The organism is Devosia sp. 919 (assembly GCF_013185965.1).
Taxonomy (GTDB): domain Bacteria; phylum Pseudomonadota; class Alphaproteobacteria; order Rhizobiales; family Devosiaceae; genus Devosia.
Genome location: NZ_JABAOL010000001.1, coordinates 3,577,537 through 3,595,056 on the forward strand (window position 1 = coordinate 3,577,537; position 17,520 = coordinate 3,595,056).

Annotated in this window: 20 protein-coding genes; 12 read left to right on the plus strand and 8 right to left on the minus strand. The window is 60.3% G+C overall.

Annotated features, from left to right (window positions below; translation table 11 throughout):
- Positions 1–250: 250 nt before the first annotated feature.
- From HRQ64_RS17260 to HRQ64_RS17270, 3 genes are all read right to left on the minus strand, one after another.
- On the minus strand, positions 251–1,051 hold the full coding sequence (locus HRQ64_RS17260; RefSeq protein ID WP_172124653.1) for a class I SAM-dependent methyltransferase: 801 nt from the start codon (positions 1,049–1,051) through the stop codon (positions 251–253).
- A 67-nt stretch (positions 1,052–1,118) separates the two neighbouring features.
- Positions 1,119–1,424, minus strand: a complete 306-nt coding sequence (locus HRQ64_RS17265; RefSeq protein ID WP_248307075.1) for a putative quinol monooxygenase — start codon at positions 1,422–1,424, stop codon at positions 1,119–1,121.
- A gap of 67 nt (positions 1,425–1,491) precedes the next feature.
- Positions 1,492–2,505: an NADP-dependent oxidoreductase gene (locus tag HRQ64_RS17270; protein ID WP_172124655.1), complete on the minus strand. Its 1,014-nt coding sequence runs from the start codon at positions 2,503–2,505 to the stop codon at positions 1,492–1,494.
- Positions 2,506–2,594: 89 nt separating this feature from the next.
- Between HRQ64_RS17270 and HRQ64_RS17275 the strand changes: the two genes are divergently transcribed.
- The gene (locus tag HRQ64_RS17275) at positions 2,595–3,527 is read left to right on the plus strand and encodes a LysR family transcriptional regulator (protein ID WP_127755317.1); all 933 of its coding nucleotides are present in this window, start codon (positions 2,595–2,597) and stop codon (positions 3,525–3,527) included.
- Positions 3,528–3,663: 136 nt separating this feature from the next.
- On the opposite strand, the gene HRQ64_RS17280 is transcribed toward HRQ64_RS17275, so the two are convergent.
- From HRQ64_RS17280 to HRQ64_RS17295, 4 genes are all read right to left on the minus strand, one after another.
- Positions 3,664–4,023 carry an ester cyclase gene (locus tag HRQ64_RS17280; RefSeq protein WP_172125152.1) on the minus strand — a complete coding sequence of 120 codons (360 nt, stop codon included), beginning with the start codon at positions 4,021–4,023 and terminating at the stop codon, positions 3,664–3,666.
- A gap of 104 nt (positions 4,024–4,127) precedes the next feature.
- Positions 4,128–4,874, minus strand: a complete 747-nt coding sequence (locus HRQ64_RS17285) for an alpha/beta hydrolase (RefSeq protein WP_349236744.1) — start codon at positions 4,872–4,874, stop codon at positions 4,128–4,130.
- Between the two features lie 15 nt (positions 4,875–4,889).
- On the minus strand, positions 4,890–5,174 hold the full coding sequence (locus HRQ64_RS17290; protein WP_172124659.1) for a hypothetical protein: 285 nt from the start codon (positions 5,172–5,174) through the stop codon (positions 4,890–4,892).
- 75 nt (positions 5,175–5,249) lie between these two features.
- A complete protein-coding gene (locus HRQ64_RS17295; RefSeq protein ID WP_172124661.1) occupies positions 5,250–5,990 on the minus strand; it encodes an SDR family oxidoreductase in 741 nt (246 codons plus the stop codon).
- A 221-nt stretch (positions 5,991–6,211) separates the two neighbouring features.
- Between HRQ64_RS17295 and HRQ64_RS17300 the strand changes: the two genes are divergently transcribed.
- The 10 genes from HRQ64_RS17300 (at position 6,212) to HRQ64_RS17340 (ending at position 15,422) form a co-directional block, all read left to right on the plus strand.
- Positions 6,212–6,853 (plus strand): TetR/AcrR family transcriptional regulator, encoded by a 642-nt coding sequence (locus HRQ64_RS17300; RefSeq protein WP_248307077.1) that lies wholly within the window; start codon positions 6,212–6,214, stop codon positions 6,851–6,853.
- Between the two features lie 260 nt (positions 6,854–7,113).
- Positions 7,114–7,935, plus strand: a complete 822-nt coding sequence (locus HRQ64_RS17305; protein ID WP_172124663.1) for an SDR family oxidoreductase — start codon at positions 7,114–7,116, stop codon at positions 7,933–7,935.
- 48 nt (positions 7,936–7,983) lie between these two features.
- On the plus strand, positions 7,984–8,751 hold the full coding sequence (locus tag HRQ64_RS17310) for an AraC family transcriptional regulator ligand-binding domain-containing protein (protein WP_248308213.1): 768 nt from the start codon (positions 7,984–7,986) through the stop codon (positions 8,749–8,751).
- Positions 8,748–8,984 (plus strand): helix-turn-helix transcriptional regulator, encoded by a 237-nt coding sequence (locus HRQ64_RS20260; RefSeq protein ID WP_248308214.1) that lies wholly within the window; start codon positions 8,748–8,750, stop codon positions 8,982–8,984. Before HRQ64_RS17310 ends, HRQ64_RS20260 begins: the two co-directional genes overlap by 4 nt.
- 404 nt (positions 8,985–9,388) lie before the next feature.
- Positions 9,389–10,468, plus strand: coding sequence for an ABC transporter ATP-binding protein (locus HRQ64_RS17315; protein ID WP_172124665.1), 1,080 nt, complete (start codon positions 9,389–9,391; stop codon positions 10,466–10,468).
- A 10-nt stretch (positions 10,469–10,478) separates the two neighbouring features.
- Positions 10,479–11,549: an ABC transporter ATP-binding protein gene (locus HRQ64_RS17320; RefSeq protein WP_172124667.1), complete on the plus strand. Its 1,071-nt coding sequence runs from the start codon at positions 10,479–10,481 to the stop codon at positions 11,547–11,549.
- Entirely contained in the window at positions 11,550–12,422 is an 873-nt protein-coding gene (locus tag HRQ64_RS17325; RefSeq protein ID WP_172124669.1) for a sugar ABC transporter permease, read from the plus strand. It abuts the gene before it with no gap.
- Positions 12,419–13,306 carry a carbohydrate ABC transporter permease gene (locus HRQ64_RS17330; protein ID WP_248307078.1) on the plus strand — a complete coding sequence of 296 codons (888 nt, stop codon included), beginning with the start codon at positions 12,419–12,421 and terminating at the stop codon, positions 13,304–13,306. The genes HRQ64_RS17325 and HRQ64_RS17330 overlap by 4 nt, the downstream gene beginning before the upstream one ends.
- 10 nt (positions 13,307–13,316) lie before the next feature.
- Entirely contained in the window at positions 13,317–13,598 is a 282-nt protein-coding gene (locus HRQ64_RS17335; RefSeq protein ID WP_127751903.1) for a DUF2160 domain-containing protein, read from the plus strand.
- Between the two features lie 78 nt (positions 13,599–13,676).
- Positions 13,677–15,422, plus strand: coding sequence for an ABC transporter substrate-binding protein (locus tag HRQ64_RS17340; protein ID WP_172124671.1), 1,746 nt, complete (start codon positions 13,677–13,679; stop codon positions 15,420–15,422).
- 302 nt (positions 15,423–15,724) lie between these two features.
- On the opposite strand, the gene HRQ64_RS17345 is transcribed toward HRQ64_RS17340, so the two are convergent.
- The gene (locus tag HRQ64_RS17345) at positions 15,725–16,501 is read right to left on the minus strand and encodes an MFS transporter (protein WP_172124673.1); all 777 of its coding nucleotides are present in this window, start codon (positions 16,499–16,501) and stop codon (positions 15,725–15,727) included.
- 187 nt (positions 16,502–16,688) lie between these two features.
- Here HRQ64_RS17345 and HRQ64_RS17350 point away from each other — a divergent pair, with 187 nt between their 5' ends.
- Entirely contained in the window at positions 16,689–17,285 is a 597-nt protein-coding gene (locus tag HRQ64_RS17350; RefSeq protein ID WP_248308215.1) for an alkylhydroperoxidase, read from the plus strand.
- Positions 17,286–17,520 lie beyond the last annotated feature (235 nt).

Genomic DNA, 17,520 nt, shown 5'->3' on the forward strand with positions numbered 1-17,520 from the left:
GCCTCGCGGGAGCAAGAGGGGACCGCGCGGTGCGGTCCCGGCTCAGCCGCGGGCGCAATGGGCGAGGACCGTCGATAAAACAGCGGGTCGGCTGGCTGGAAGCCCGGTTGGTGGTTTCCTCCGTCCTGATCGGCGCAAGCGGCCGAGCAAGTGCTGGACGATGTTAGTTCACTTTCATTGGCCTGCAGTCCAGAACAAGTCGCCCGGCTGGGCTAGGCCCCACCGCCGCAAGGCGCCGAGGCCGAGATGATCAGCCACTCGTTGCCACAATCATGAAGGCGCGAGTGGGCAGCCGGATAATACCTTGTGCATCGGCATAGCCATTGAAGGCCTGCTGCAACGCCTCACGTAAGTTTTCACCCTCATCGGGGCTCAAGGCAGCATACCCCGGAAAACCGCGGAACATCGGGTCGCACTCGCTGACCACGTCGGGTGAGGAGTAAGGACTCCAGTCTGCCTGAGCGACGTGAATATTGGCAGTGGAGCAACTAGTCTCCAACAGGCTCTCCCTCAGCTCGTCTTGCGAGAAGGTAGGGAACATCCCTGCCGGCCATAGTTCGCGATCCGGATGAAGCTGCGCGAACACACGCCGCATCAGATGTGCCGGTGAGCAATCGTCTTCCTGGGTCCACATTGTCAGCCCAACACGACCCTGGCGGCGGGTGACCCGCAGCAACTCGTCCAGCCCCACCCGCCATGTCGGATAAGCAAGAATGCCAAAATGCGAGATGGCGACATCGTAGCTTGCACCGGCTGGGCCGAGCGATGTGATATCCATGACCTCAGTGCGGGCATTCTTGAAGGATCGGAGCCGCTCCGCGCTGCGCGCCACCATGTCCGGACTGATATCGGTCGCCGTTACCCATGCGCCGCGCTCTGCCGCAGCGACCGCGAGTCCACCAGTACCGGCTGCGACGTCAATCAACGCCAAGCCATCGAGCGGCATCAACTGGTCGAGCAGCTGGATCGCGAATGGCTGCGTCGCGCGCTCGCCCATACGCTCGTAAAGTCCAATTGGGCCGGCGCCTGCATCGATGGGGCTGTTTGTCAAAGCTAGGCCTCCTAAAATCTTCTCGTAACGTGCAAAGTGTGGGGGCGGCGCTGATTGGCGTACTTTGTTACTCGTCCATCAAGCCACGTTCACGCCGGGCGTCGTATTTGAGAATTTCACCTCTCATGGCGTCACCCCATCGGCCAACGAACGCGACCGTGTCGCTAGAGTGGAGATGAGCAGTGAGTGCGGCCTGGTCTCTCCACCGCTCGGCAATCAGGAGGCGGCCAGCATGCGGATCGTCCATAGCCGCGTTATAGGACAGATTTCCGTCCCGCTGCCGCGCAGTGATGGCGAGTTTCTGGAGATCCTCGACAAACTCGGTAATCGAGGAGGGCTCGACATACATATAGCCGGTAACAATCAGCATCATGGCTTACCTTGGTGGATCCCGCTCGACCGTCTGCACTTCCGACGATCGGGCGGCTGACAGCAACAAATCAGACGGACAGCACGATCTTGCCTTGAATACTGCCGTGGGCGGCGCGCTCATGTGCGCGCGATGCCTCGGCCAGCGGGAATGTGCTGTCGATGACGACACGCACAATGCCGTCGTCGAGCAGGCGGGCGGCTTTTGCCAGTTGCGCGCCATTGGATCGAACCTGCGTGGATGAGACCGTAATCCCGAGCTTCTTGGCCTCCGCGTGACCAGAAAAGCCCAGCGGGTTGACCAGGAACAGCGCGCCACCCGGCTTCAGAACATGTAAGAAGCGCTCCATGTCCGCGCCGCCTACTGCGTCGAGGACAAGGTCCACGTTTCGGACGACTTCCTCCGTCGCGATCGTCTTGTAGTCGATGAACTGATCCACGCCGAGATTTCGCATCAGCGCCTCGTTCTTGGCCGATGCCACCGCGATGACGCGAGCGCCCTGCCATTTCGCTAGTTGGACAACCAGGTGCCCGACACCGCCCCCGGCGCCGTTGATCAGCACCGTCTGGCCGCCAAGGGGCACTGGCTCATGCCGGAAGGCTTGGAACGGATTGGGCTCGTCATGGCCAAGCTCGATCAGGAACTGCCATGCCGTTAAAAGCGACATCGGTGCACCGGCCGCATGAATATGGTCGATACCGGTTGGTTTGGACGCAAGATGCGATGCCGGCACACTGATGTACTGCGCGTAGGCGCCGCTTCCCGTCATTAGGTCGTCAGGGAAGCGAACCATCGCGTAGACCTCGTCGCCAATGCTGAACTCATCGACGTCGGGGTGAACCGCTTCCACGACGCCCGACACATCCGTGCCGAGAATCAGTGGGAAGGATGCGTTGGGTCGCCATTCTGGCGGCAGCGCTCGATAGCCGTCCCGCAGATACCAGTCGGGCGGATTAAGCCCTGCCGCGTGGACCCAAACAAGCACCTCGCCGGGCTGCACATCCGGCCTGGGCGCGTCTTCGTACATCAGCACCTCTGGACCACCAAATGCGTGCAGACGAACTGCCTTCATCTCGTCGCTCATGGTCAAATCTCCGCCTCTCATTGTCATTGGCGAATTTAGCGGCAGCACTGCTGGTTGATAATCGCTGCAGAAGGCGTTTAAGTAATGCCATGGTGGAACATATCACTCTGGACCGGCTCACTGGCATTATCGCCTTCGCGCGTGCGGGATCGCTGGGCAGCTACACGGCAGCGGCGCGCGCGCTGTCGATTTCTCCGTCGGCTGTCAGCAAGAGTGTCCAGCGGCTTGAGCGGCATCTGGGGGTGTCGCTGTTTACCCGTACGACACGCTCGCTGGCCTTCACGCCTGAAGGACGCGACCTGCATGAGCGCGCGCTGCGTCTGCTCCGCGAGGCGGAGGAGATCGAGCAGACGGCAATGACGGCCCGCTCGGAGCCATCGGGCACGTTGCGCGTGGCGGCGTCACTGCCGATCGGACTCCACCTGATCGCTCCCGCTTTACCAGCTTTCCGCCGGCTCCATCCGAACCTGGTCGTTGATCTTAGGCTGGGTGACCAGATGGTGGACATGATTGAGGAAGGGATCGACGTCGCCATACGTATCGGTGATCTGGCTGACACTCGACTTCTATCACGCAAGCTCGCGCCCCATCGGCTTTGCTGCTTCGCCTCGCCAAGCTATCTCGAGGAACGCGGCACCCCAACCCACCCCGATGACCTAGGAGGGCACGACACCGTCAATCTTCGGTATCAGAGCACGGGCCAGGCATTTCGCTGGCCATTCCGGATTGGCGATCGTGAAATCGAGATCGTGCCCAATTCCGGTGTGCTCGCCGATGCCAGCGAGGCCGTGCTCATCATGCTGGCAGCCGGTGGTGGGATAGGGGTAGGCGCCTCCTTCATGGCAGCTCCCTACGTGCAGCGCGGTGAATTGATCCCAGTGCTGTCCAGGTTCGCCGTTGAGCGAAATAACGTCACCGTGCTTTGGCCGGCAAGCCGACGCGCCAACCCCGCCGTGCGCGCCTTTCTAACCATGCTCGACGCCACTTTCACCCAGCGAACGGCGGCTTCAAGTATCGGCTGATCTTGCGCGGAAGGGCGGCCTAAGGGGTCGGTTCCTGCCGACAGACTGCGCCCCCTTTCAGGTGTTCGGCCAGCGTTTTCGTGCTGACGAGGGTCACTCGTGCATCAGCATCGGATGGCTGAGATCACGTAAAGTATTAAGGCAGCACACCGAGCTGGCGGGCAATGGCCTGGTAGTCCATTAAGAACCACATCTCGGCGAAGCGACTGTCTCGGATCCGGTAGCTGGCGAACTCGGTGAAATCGACGCGGCAGCCAGTTGACTCTAGGCCTAGCCAGGTTTGCCCGGGGGTTCCGGTATCGCGAAGCCGGGCGGCGATACGATCATCATCTACGAACAATTCTTCGACCTCCCAGGTGAAATCCGGCACAGCCTGGACTATGCTCTTGAGGGAATCCACCACGTCATCCCGCCTGTAGGATCGGCCATTTATGGTGACATCAGGGCTGATCAAATCCGCGATGGCACTGAAATCCCGCGCGTTCGCTGCTTGGATGTAATGAAGATAGTTGCTTCAACAATTCGTCTGTCATGAAGCACTTCTCCATGTTGTTGACTGAGCGATGGGAATGGCGTCGGGGTGATCGACGCCATTGAAGCTTACTGGCCTTCGCTATCGCCAATGAAGTCCAGGATCAGGTCAGTGACCGCTTCGGGTGCCTCCTCGGCTACGTAATGACCGACATCAAGCTGAACGATCTTAGGGTTGGCGATCCGATTTTCCATGAAATCAGCCAGCAAACCGTAGCCCAAGCCACCGATGCCCAGCGAGGGGACATCGATTTTCTCGGGGAAGGAAGCGTTGTCGATCAGATCCTGCGGATAGGCTTGGTACCATCCGTCGCCTGCCCGAATGGCAGCAGGCGTGTTGTAGGCGTCTGCGTAAACGGCGCGATCGAACTCGGTGATCGCGTCCTGATCGTAGAGGAGCGAGTCCCAAAACCAGTCCAGGTAGATATGTGCCCGTCCCTCGATCAGCTGCTCGGGCATGCCATGCACCTGATGGAAGGCGAACCACCAGATGAAGAAGTCCTTCCTGAATTCTCCCGACAGAACCTGGGGCGGCAGGAGCGTCATCTGGGAAGTTGATGCGGGAAGTCCGCCGACGTCGAGATAGGTCGTCGACAGGGTTGCTTCGGGGTAGAGAACAGAGAACGGATACGCGATGTGCCCGCCGATATCATGTCCGACGATATGGACTTTCTCCAATCCGCGGCTCTGGATCAGCTCGTATATGTCCTGGGCCATGTTCTTTTTATCATAGCCACCCTCGGGCTTGTCCGATGCCCCCATGCCGCGGATATCGACCGCGATGACGCGGTGGCTTTCCGCCAGCTTGGGCATGATCTCGTGGAACGCCCACTAGGTCTGGGGCCACCCCGCCATGAGGACGACCGGCGTGCCTTCCCCGCCCTCCACATAGTGCAGCCGCGTCCCATTCACGTCGGCAAACCCGCGGCGAAAGCCGTCGAGTTGAGCGACCAGGGCGTCATCCGACACGTCCAAATGGGCGTAGGGATTTCCCTTGTCGGTGACTTGTGCAAGCACTGCTGTAGGCGAGAACATCGCCAAGCCCATCAGCGCTGATGCTGCGCCCACACGAACTTTGCTGCGCCAAACGGACCAGGTATCGGATTTAGGATTCATTCGTCTGCTCATTGGATTGCCATTGTAATTTTTGCGCGTCGCGCCTGAAGAGGGACGGGCCGCCTTTGCTTGGGCCTAGGCGTTGTACCCGCCGTCCACGGTCAAGGTCGCTCCGGTCACGAAATCAGCACCGGGGCTAGCCAGGAAAACCACGGCCGCCGCGATGTCGGCGGGCGTGCCGTACCGGAGCACTGACGTCAGGCGACGGTTTTCGTCGGCCAATGGACCGTTAGCCGGGTTCATGTCGGTGTCAGTCGGGCCGGGTTGAACGACGTTCACTGTGATGCCCATCGGACCCAGTTCGCGGGCGAGATGGCGGGACAGTCCCAAGTAAGCCGATTTGGTGAGAGCGTAGGCCGCCAGGCCAGAAAAGGGCGCGCGTTCAGCCGAGTTTGAACCGATGCTGATGATACGGCCGCCTCGGCCAAGGTGCGGAATTGCCGCCTTGATCGCCAGCATGGCCGAGCGCAGGTTCACATTCAGCAAGGCATCAATGTCGTCCAGCGTGAGATCAACAAAGGCCCCCATGCGCGCGGTGCCGACATTGTTGACGAGAATGTCGAGACCGCCCAATCCGCCCGCCGCCTCGCCTACCGACCGGCTCACTGCAGCGGCATCAGCGCTGTCAGCCTGGATCGCCACTCCCCGGCGACCGGCGGCTTCGATCTTGCGCACCAGTTCATTCGCCCGGTCGGCCGACCGCTCATAGGTAATTGCGACGTCAGCACCTTGCTCCGCTAAAGCCAGAGCTATGCCGGCGCCGATGCCGCGGGAAGCCCCTGTCACCAGGGCGCGTTTTCCGATCAGGTCGCTCATTGAACTACTTTCTGTATCGGTCAATCCACAAATCAGTAGACGGGCGCTCGCCGGCCCGTCAAGGATTATGTATCGATCAACACAGAATTCAGTTAGGCATAGGTAGCGAGCAGCTCGGCGTGGCTGACCCCGCCCGAGCAGGAACCTTGAAGGTGAGGGCTGGGGTAGATATGTATCGCTTGATGCAGATTATCTCATCGCCCACTTCTTGGAGACGGAAGATGGCTAAAAGTCGTGGACGACCTCGCCAATTCGACCGAGACGCCGCGCTTGCCGCCGCAGCCCGACTGTTCTGGTCGAAAGGCTATGAGGCGACGTCATTATCTGACCTCAAGCAAGCCATGGGCATTGGCTCGCCCAGCCTTTATGCCGCTTTCCACTCCAAAGAGGCTCTGTATGTGGAGTCGCTGCAGTACTACCGCCGCACTTATGATTACCTGGTGTGGGGTAACTTCGCTGCCGCGGCCACCGCACGGGAGGCCGTGCGGTCCTTCCTGATGGACTCCGCCGCTGCGCTCACGGGACACTTGGCTGACATCCCAAAGGGTTGCATGCTGGTGCTGTCCTCTGTCGGCAGCGAGGGTCACGACGTCCTCGGAGAGATCGTAAGGTCTGGACGGGCGGCCACTGTGGAACGACTGGAAGCCAGGTTTAGCCAAGCAATTCTCGATGGCGATCTGTCGGACGCCGTTGATCTCCATGCCTTGGCGCGCCTCATACAAACAGTCCAGGCAGGCATGTCCATTCTGGCGCGGGACGATGTCAGCTTCGCCGAGCTGCGGGCGGTCGCCGAGTTGGCTATCGAAGGTTGGGACGCCTATTTGGCTAAGGCATCCCGTTCTCCAGAACAGCATGACGCTTAGGGATTGCTCCCTCCGCACGCCTTGCCACTTCAGTTTACCCTACTGCCGCTGCCGCACCATGTTTGTTGAGCATGGATGCGCGAAGCTGTCGCGACCTCTGCGACCTGCCACACCGTACCGACTTGCTGGCTGAGGTCGAAGCATGAAGCGTAAACTCAGATCCTACTCACTTTTGGCGCCATCTGATTGCCCCTTGTCATCCTCTGCCAATGCCGCTGTCGCCCGCACGACATAGGATCGCTCCAGCCAAGGAGCACATCATGACCGACACCATTTTGATAACGGGGACCTCGAGCGGCCTGGGCCGGGCAACGGCAAAGCTTTTCCAAGCCAGGGGCTGGAACGTCATCGCCACCATGCGGACGCCCAATCGGGAGACAGAACTCAACCAGCTCCAACGGGTCCTGGTCACGCGGCTCGACGTGCAGGACGTCGGCTCGATCCAGTCTGCGATAGATGCTGGGCTGGCGAGGTTCGGGCGCATCGACGCGGTGGTGAACAATGCCGCTTATGGCGCCTACGGTCCGCTGGAGGTGACACCGCTCGACAAGATCCGCCGCCAGTTCGACGTCAATGTCATCGGGCTCATGGCGGTCACGCAGGCCCTGCTGCCGCACTTCCGGGCCAAGCGCAAGGGCACGATCGTCAATATCTCCTCGGTAGGCGGAAGGGTCGCTTTCCCGCTTGGTACGCTCTACCATGGCACCAAGTTCGGGGTGGAGGGGCTCTCAGAAGCGCTGCACTACGAACTTGCCCCGCTCGGCATTGCCCTCAAGCTCGTCGAGCCCGGCACCATCGCCACCAATTTCGCCGGGCCGTCTTTTGACTTCAGCAATGATCCACCGATCGCGGAATACCAAGGCTTGGTGGAGGCCCTGTGGAAGGTGATGGGGCCTATGATGGTGGAGGGATCGACGCCCGAACAGATCGCCGAAACGGTCTATGCCGCAACCACCGACGGCACCGACCGGCTGCGTTACGCAGCGGGGGAAGACGCCATCCAGTTCCTGAACAATCGGCGGACAACCGATGACGCCAGCTTCTTTTCGGGCATGCGGGCGCAGTTCGGCATTGGTGCATGAAGTGCCCGGGGTTGGCCGCGTGATGGTGGTTTGATGATTGGAGACGTCATGCACGAGCATCACTATGCACTCGATACGACATGGCGCACCCTGCTCAGGGACCTGGAGATTGTCCCCGCCAATGTGCTGCGCCGGGCGGGCCTTCCCGATGATCTGTTCCAGCAACCCTCGGCCCGCCTTGCTCCGGAACACTATTACCGCCTCTGGGACAGCCTTGAGGCGGAAGCGGCAGACCCGCTCCTGCCGATCCGGCTGTGCGAAAGCCTCCGCAGCGAATCCTTCTCGCCCCTCCTCTTTGCAGCGCTGTGCAGCCCCAACCTGCTGGTGGCGGCACAGCGCATCGTCCACTACAAGACGCTGATCGGCCCCATCGGGCTGGACGTCACGCCTAGGGCCGACACCGTGACCTTCCAGCTGACCTGGCTCGACACGCCCCTGCTGCCACCAACATCTCTGGTGTTGCTGGAATTGCTGTTCGGCGTCTCGATCGCCCGCATGGGCACGCGTGAACTGATAAGGCCAACGGCCGTCACCACGACCGTGCTGCCAAGTTCAGCTACACCCTACGAGGATTATCTGGGGACCGGCATCCAACGCGGAACTGGGCATAGCATCACCTTCACACTGGCCGATGCCACTCGCCCGTTCCTGACCTCCAACGAACAGCTCTGGTCGGTGTTCGAACCCGAGCTTCGGCACCGCCTGGCCAGCCTTGAAGCCTCCGCGACCACCGCGCAGCGGGTGCGGGCCACCCTGCTCGAAAGCCTCCCCAGCGGTCTGCCACCATTGAGGCCATTGCCGGGAAGCTGGCCATGAGCCGGCGCACGCTGCAACGCCGCATCGAGGTCGAGGGCACGAGTTTCCAGGCAATCCTGCGGAACACCCGCGAGGCACTTGCCCGCCACTACCTCGAAAAAACCAACCTCGCCCCTGCGGAGATTTCATTCCTGCTAGGGTTCGACGAGCCCAACTCCTTCTATCGAGCCTTCCGGAACTGGACAGGCACTACACCGGACGGGGTGAGGCGGGCGAATCGGAGGACCGCTTGAGCTGGGTGTGCCCGTGCTCGAATCTTAACCACCCTGGGGACAGTCGAGCGCCCGCATTCCGGCCGTTCAGCGAGTCCGATCAAGCTCCTGAAAGCGGCCATTCTGTTTCGGCGCTCCGAGACGGCTTCCTTGGGGTGGCAAGCGGTCTGTCCGTTTTAAATCGTCGACACCGGAAAACGGACAGCTCGGATCTACCACTTCGCCAAACTCCAGGTACTTCGCTGACCGTGCTGTTAAGGTGGACGGGTACATCAAATGGATCAGCGCCACTGACTCTGCCTGGGGTATGATTGTCCCTGAAGACCGGAAAACCGGCGAGGGTACTGGAGGGGTTTGTGGAGATACTCAGCATCAACGAGGCTGATGTTGTGCAGACTTGCCTTATGAAGGCCGGGTGAAGCTTCATGCTAGAACTGCGCAACATAGGCAAGCGGGCCGGCGCCGAGCAGCATTTGAGCGACATCTCGCTTAAGTTGGAGCGGGGCACACTGAACGTCCTGCTGGGGCCCACCCTTTCGGGCAAGACCAGCCTGATGCGCATAATGGCAGGTCTTGACCGGCCATCCAGCGGCACCATTCATTCCGACGGACAAGACGTGACTGGCGTGACGCCGCAGAAGCGCGATGTAGCGATGGTGTTCCAGCAGTTCATCAACTATCCGACGATGACCGTTTACGAAAACATTGCTTCGCCCATGCGGGTGGCAGGCGCCGATCGCAAAGCCATCGACGAGGCAGTGCAGCGCGCTGCGGGCCTGATGAAGCTTACGCCTTATCTCAGCCGCATGCCGCTGAACCTCTCGGGCGGCCAACAGCAGCGCACGGCCCTGGCGCGGGCGATAGTCAAGAATGCCGCCCTTGTGCTGCTGGACGAGCCATTGGCCAATCTCGACTACAAGCTGCGGGAGGAATTGCGCGCCGAGTTGCCGCGCATCTTTGCTGAAAGCGGCACGATTTTTGTTTATGCGACCACCGAACCGTCCGAGGCCCTGCTGCTGGGGGGCAATACGGCGACGCTTTCGGAAGGCCGGGTCACGCAGTTCGGCCGGACCATCGATGTGTTCCGGCGCCCCAATGACGTCGTGACGGCACGCACTTTTTCCGATCCACCGCTCAATTCCATCCTAGCGCGCAAGATGGATGGGCAGTTCATACTGGGCGAGCGATTAACACTGCCTGTGCCGGCGGAGCTTGGGCTTGAGGATGGCGAGTACACCATCGCGTTCCAGCCGCACCATCTTTCGCTTGGCCAATCCAGCCCGAACGCTGCAGCGTTGCGCGCCGAGGTTTCAGCGATCGAGATCACCGGATCGGAAAGCTTTGTGCACCTGCGCTTTGGGGATGCACGCTGGATCATGTTGACGCCCGGGGTGCAGAGCTTTGCCGTGGGGCAACCCATCGAGGCCTTCCTCGATCCCCGCCTGCTGATGGTGTTCGACGAGCAGGGCCGGCGGGCCGGCAATATTCAGGCTGAAGCGGCATAGGGGAAGAGACATGGCACGCATCGATCTCGATCATATCCGCCATTCCTATCTTCCCGATCCCCAGACCGATGATGATTTTGCGCTGAAGGAATTGCACCATGGCTTTGCCGATGGCGGGGCCTATGCCCTGCTGGGTCCATCGGGGTGTGGCAAGACAAGCCTTCTCAATATCATCTCGGGCCTGGTGGCGCCCTCGCGCGGGCGGGTGCTGTTTGGCGGCAAGGACGTGACGGATTTGCCGACCGAGCGGCGCAACATTGCCCAGGTGTTTCAGTTTCCGGTGATCTACGACACCATGACGGTGTTCGAGAACCTAGCCTTTCCCCTGCGCAATCGTGGCGTAGATGAGGCCGATATCAAGCGGCGCGTGTCGGAGACGCTCGACATCATCGGGCTGGCGGATCGGGCTCACAAGCGCGCCCGCAGGTTGACTGCAGACCAGAAGCAGAAGATCTCGCTTGGCCGCGGGCTCGTGCGCCAGGACGTCAATGCGATCCTCTTCGACGAGCCGTTGACGGTGATCGATCCCCATATGAAATGGATGCTGCGCAGCCAGCTCAAGGAACTGCACCAGCGCTTTGGCTACACTATGGTCTACGTCACCCATGACCAGACCGAAGCCCTGACCTTTGCGGAAAGTGTCGTGGTGATGTTCGAGGGCCAGATCGTGCAGATCGGAACGCCGGCGGAATTGTTCGAGCGGCCCAGCCATACTTTCGTCGGCTATTTCATCGGGTCGCCGGGAATGAATGTCCTGCCCATCAAGCTCGAGGGGCAGACAGCGCATCTTGGTTCGCAGCAGATCAGCCTGCCCCGATCAGCACACCCGCAGGGTGGCGCACGCATGGAGCTTGGGATCCGGCCCGAATATGTGCGCGTGGGGGATCAGGGCATTCCGATCCAGGTGCGAACGGTGGAAGACATTGGGCGGCACCGGATCGTGCGCGGCGTGGTGGAAGGGAGCGACATAGCGGCCATCGTGCCGGAACATGACGAGATCCCGGCCGAGCCGCGCGTCATGTTCGATCCCAAGGGGATAAACATCTATGCCGATTCCTGGCGCCAGGCGCTGGAGGGGTAAATGGAAAAAACCTGGAACAACAAGGCCTGGTTTCTGGTGCTCCCCGTTCTGGTGCTGGTGGCGTTCTCGGCCATCATTCCGCTGATGACGGTGGTGAATTACTCGGTCCAGGACACCTTCGGGAACAACGAGTTCTTTTGGTCAGGGCTGGACTGGTTCGACGAGACGCTGCACTCGGACCGTTTCTGGGAAGCCTTGCAGCGCAATCTGCTGTTCTCGGCCATTATCCTGGCCATTGAAATTCCGCTTGGCATCTTCATAGCCCTCAACATGCCCAAGCGCGGCTGGGGCGTGCCGGTGTGCCTGGTGCTGATGGCATTGCCGCTGCTGATCCCGTGGAACGTGGTGGGCACGATCTGGCAGGTGTTCGGGCGCGTGGATATTGGCCTGCTGGGGCGTGGACTTTCAGGCCTGGGCGTGGACTACAATTATGTGCAGGACCCATTCGACGCCTGGGCGACAATCATTCTCATGGATGTGTGGCACTGGACCAGCCTTGTGGTGCTGCTGTGCTATGCGGGACTGGTGTCCATTCCCGATGCCTATTACCAGGCCGCGCGGATCGATGGGGCCTCGCGCTGGAGTGTTTTTCGCTTCATCCAACTGCCCAAGATGCAGCGGGTGCTGCTGATCGCAGTCCTGCTGCGGTTCATGGACAGCTTCATGATCTACACCGAGCCGTTCGTAGTGACCGGCGGCGGACCGGGCAATGAAACCACGTTCCTGTCGATCGACCTGGTCAAGATGGCGATCGGGCAATTCGACGTGGGCCCGGCGGCGGCCATGTCGTTGATCTATTTCCTGATCGTGCTGCTGCTGAGCTGGGTGTTCTACACCGTGATGACCAATTACGGCCAAGGGAGCGATGCATGACGGACCGCCCGATTACAGCGGAATCCATGACGGTCCGTGCGCGCTCTACCGCCCCAAGTGCCGCGGTCAACCGGCTGCGGCGACCGCTGCGGCTCGGCTGGCTCGTGCCCACGTTTTATATCATCTTCCTCTTGCTGCCGATCTATTGGCTCCTGAACATGAGCTTCAAGACCAACCAGGAGATCACCGGCGCCTTTACCCTCTGGCCGCGCAACTTCACCCTGGGCAATTACAGCGTCATCTTCACGGACCCCAGCTGGTACTCGGGCTACATCAACTCGATCATCTATGTGGTGCTTAACACCATCATCTCGCTCGCGGTGGCGTTGCCGGCCGCCTATGCCTTTTCGCGCTATCGGTTCCTGGGCGACAAGCACCTGTTCTTCTGGCTCCTCACCAATCGCATGGCGCCACCAGCGGTGTTCGCCCTGCCGTTTTTCCAGCTTTATTCGGCTTTCGGGCTGATCGACACCCATATCGCCGTGGCGCTGGCCCATTGCCTGTTCAACGTGCCCCTCGCGGTGTGGATCCTGGAAGGCTTCATGAGCGGGGTGCCCAAGGAGATCGATGAAACGGCCTATATCGATGGCTACTCATTTCCGCGGTTCTTTGTGCGCATCTTCATGCCGCTCATCGCTTCGGGGATCGGGGTGGCTGCGTTTTTCTGCTTCATGTTCTCCTGGGTCGAACTGCTGCTGGCGCGCACGCTGACGACAACGGATGCCAAACCGATCTCGGCCATCATGACCCGCACGGTATCTGCCTCGGGGCTCGACTGGGGCGTGCTGGCGGCCGCCGGGGCGTTGACAATCATTCCGGGCACGCTCGTCATCTATTTCGTTCGCAATTACATCGCCAAGGGCTTTGCCCTGGGCCGGGTTTGAGGAGAGTGCGATGGACTTTTCCTGGATGGCATGGACCTGGCCGACAGCCGCTTTCTTCGGGATGATCGCGATGCTGCTGATCGGCACGGGGATCTGGGAGTGGCGTGTTCCGGGCGGCAGTCCGAGGGTCGGCCTCCTGCGCTTTGAAACGACGCGTGGCGATCGCCTGTTCATATCGCTGCTCGGCAGCGCCTTTATCAATCTTGCATGGCTGGGGCTGCTCGGGCCCGAGTTGTGGTGGAGTCTCGCCCTATCGGTGGCCTACGCAGTGTGCGTATTCCGCTTTGTCTAGGGAGAGTTCAGGCCGGAGATAACAGCCAAAAGATGCTGGTCTGCGGCGTCGCATAGCAATCCAAGGGAGGATGAACGAATGCGCAGGCATTTACTGAAATCAACGGTGGCGGTGATGGCGCTGATCGTGGCCAGCCCCGCCTGGGCGCAAAGCATGGACGAAGGGATCAAGTTCCTCGATGCCGAAATTGCCGACATGTCCACGCTGAGCCGGGAGGAGCAGGAAGCCGAGCTCAAATGGTTCATGGATGCGGCGGCGCCGTTTGCGGGCATGGACATCAAGGTGGTGTCCGAAACCATCACGACCCATGAATATGAATCCAAGGTCTTGGCGCCAGCCTTCACGGCGCTCACCGGTGTCCGGGTGACGCATGACCTTATCGGCGAGGGCGACGTCGTCGAGAAGCTGCAAACGCAAATGCAGTCGGGCGAGAACATCTACGACGCCTATGTCAACGATTCCGACCTGATCGGCACGCACTGGCGCTACAAGCAGGCACGCAGCCTGACCGACTGGATGGCAGGAGATGGCGCCTCCGTCACCAATCCAAACCTGCATCTGGACGATTTCATCGGGATCGACTTCACGACAGCCCCGGATGGCGAGCTCTACCAACTGCCCGACCAGCAGTTCGCCAATCTTTACTGGTTCCGCTACGACTGGTTCAACGATCCGGCCATCCAGGCCGAGTTCAAGGATAAATATGGCTACGATCTAGGCGTGCCGGTCAATTGGAGCGCCTATGAAGACATCGCCGAGTTCTTCACCGGCCGTGACATGGGCGAAGGCCCGATCTTCGGCCACATGGACTACGGCAAGAAGGACCCTTCGCTGGGCTGGCGCTTCACCGACGCCTGGCTGTCCATGGCCGGCAACGGCGACAAGGGCATTCCCAACGGGCTGCCGGTCGATGAATGGGGCATCAAGGTCGACGAGAACTCGCGCCCAGTCGGCTCCTGCGTGGCGCGCGGTGGCGACACCAACGGACCGGCCTCGGTTTATGCCATTACCAAATATCTGGAATGGCTCAAGGCCTATGCGCCCCCTGAAGCACAGGGCATGACCTTCTCGGAGTCCGGACCGGTGCCGAGCCAGGGCAAAATCGCCCAGCAGATGTTCATGTACACCACGTTCACCGCTGACCTGGTCAAAGACGGCCTGCCGGTGATGAACGAGGATGGGACACCAAAATGGCGCTTTGCCCCCTCCCCACATGGCGTTTACTGGAAGGACGGCATGAAGCTGGGCTACCAGGACGTGGGCTCATGGACCATCCTAGAGTCAACTCCGATGGATCGCGCCCAGGCGGCATGGCTTTATGCGCAGTTCGTGTCGTCGCAAACCGTGGACGTCAAGAAATCGCATGTCGGTCTGACCTTTGTGCGTGAATCCACCATCCGGCACGAAAGCTTCACCGAACGCGCACCTAAGCTAGGGGGCCTCGTGGAGTTCTACCGCTCGCCGGCGCGCGTGCAGTGGTCGCCCACGGGCACCAACGTGCCTGACTATCCTAAGCTCGCACAGCTGTGGTGGCAGGCGATCGGAGATGCGTCCTCGGGGGCCAAGTCACCCCAAGAAGCCATGGACAGCCTTTGCGCCGAACAGGAACGCGTGATGGAGCGCCTGGAGCGTGCGGGCGTGCAGGGCGATATCGGACCCGCACTGACCCAGGAGCATGACCTGGCCTATTGGAACGCCGATGCCGTCCAGAAGGGCAATCTCGCCCCGCAGCTGGCGATCGAAAACGAAAAGGAAGAGCCGATAACCGTCAATTACGACGAGCTGGTCAAGAGCTGGGCCGACGCTAGCGCCGCATCTAATTAGATAGAAAAAGAGGCGGGATCCAAGATGCCGTCTCTTCATCACTGGTGAAGGGCCCGCTCAACAACTGGGCCCTAACGGTGCACTCTTTCCCGGCATATGAGATTTAGCAGCGTCCAAAGTCAGAAGTGTCCGCTTTTTAGAACGTGGGAAACCCAAGCCAAAGGCACAGAAGGGGTCGGTTGTAACCAGTCTTAGATCGGTTGGCATCGCGCTCTGCCAAGGTCTCCACACTGGGATTGAGCACGACTATCAGGGAGCAAGGTCAGCGAGCGCTGTTGTGACGCGAATAAAATCGTCACGTATCAGGATATCTTGATAGACGGTGGCAAATCCTGCCTCGATGAATCGGCGCACGGCGTCCATGGCAATGTCTTGCCGGAGGTGGAGTTGCAAGATGGCTTCGCTATCGAGCTCCGGCCCCATAACAGCACCATGGTGCCCGAAATGTCCACGCGCTTGGGTTCGGCGGGCTCATCGGCGCTCGGCGCCAGGCGCCCTTCATCGATCCGGACAAGGCCAAGATGCAGCAGAGCCAGCACGGTTGTAACCAGTGCCAGGCTAATCACGCCAAGCATGCCGGTATAGGCCACGAGAAATCCCGAGATCACCGAGGTGGTCAGAAAACCGATGCCCGAGACCATGCCAACCAAGCCGTTGGCCTTGTCGCGTTCGCTTTCCGCAATGAGGATCGTCACGAGGGTGGTCAGAGCGATGGAGCGGATATTGCCAGCAATGACGCCCAGCATCACCAGCAATACGAAGCCCCAGAGATAGGGACCATAGGGATCGGCAAAAGCGCCCTCGGGTTCCAGCAGAAGGATCACGAGGCTCGCCAGATAGAAAGCCGCCGAAACGGCGCTCGAGCCCATCATGGCAGTTTTCTTGGCGTTATGATCAACGATCGACCCAAACCAGAACCCAAAGGCAGCTGTGAGGACCAGGTAGACGCCTGCAATCATCCCGGTCGCGAACACCGACTCGGTTTCGATGAAGGTCCAGAACGTTATGGCAAACCAGACTGTGAAGTTGGTGACGTTGGCCACAAGGTTGTTGGCCAGAATTTGGTGAAACGCCTTCATCGATCGGCCTCGTTGCTGCGGCTACACCTAAGCCGGCGGTCAGTGTGCATTGTAGCTGTATTCCGGACAGCTGACGCGGTGCGTCAGCAGCCGGCATCCTACGACGAACAGCTGAGGCAACTTTCGACAACCCCTGTGCCACATCTTCCCAGGAGAACTCATCCACGAGAGAATGCAGCAGCATACAATGGCCAAGGAGGAGACCATGTTTATACGCACTGTGGAGCCGGACGAGGCTGAGGGGGAAGTCGCCTCGATCTATGCGAACGAAATCGCGTCGACGGGACGCGTCATGCAGGCAACCCAATGCTGGTCGGCCAGACCCGACATCCTGGCACCGGTTGAGCATTTGCTGCACCAGATCCGGGACGGGTTCTCTCTGGGGTTGATCAATTTTCGCCTGATCACGCTCATAACCGCCAAGCACGTGCCCTCGAGCTATTGCTCTCACGTCTATTTCAAGGCCCTGTCGGCCATGATCGGGCGCGAGCAGACGCTAGCGGTGCATCGCGACTACCGAAACGCCGGGCTGACAGACCAACAAGTCGCTATGCTGGGCTATGCCGAGCAGATCACGATCGATGCTTCGCGCATAACCCAAGGGGATATCGACGCGCTGCGCGCCGTCGGTTTTAGCGACCTCAACATCGCCGACATCGCCGTGGCCGCCTCGTTCCGGAACTTCGTAAGCCGTTACTTCGACGCTGTGGGGGCCAAAATCGAGCCAGACTTTCTGGACGGCGATCTCAACGTTCGAAACGAGTTGTCGGTGGGCGGCCACTGACCGAGACGGCTTCGCGCCCCGCTCCGGACGTTCAACCTATCCCGTCAAGATCCTAAGAGCCGCCATTCCTGGCTCCGCGGATTGTTGCTCTTGCAGCCCGCTTTGACTGAAAAAGAAACGAAGTGCGTAGCTCACAGAAGATTCTGCAGCCGCAGGAGGGCCCGCTTTCTAAGCCGGCACGTCGCTCGCATGTGCGACCGAAACACCCTCAATAGCTCGATAAATCGTTAAATCG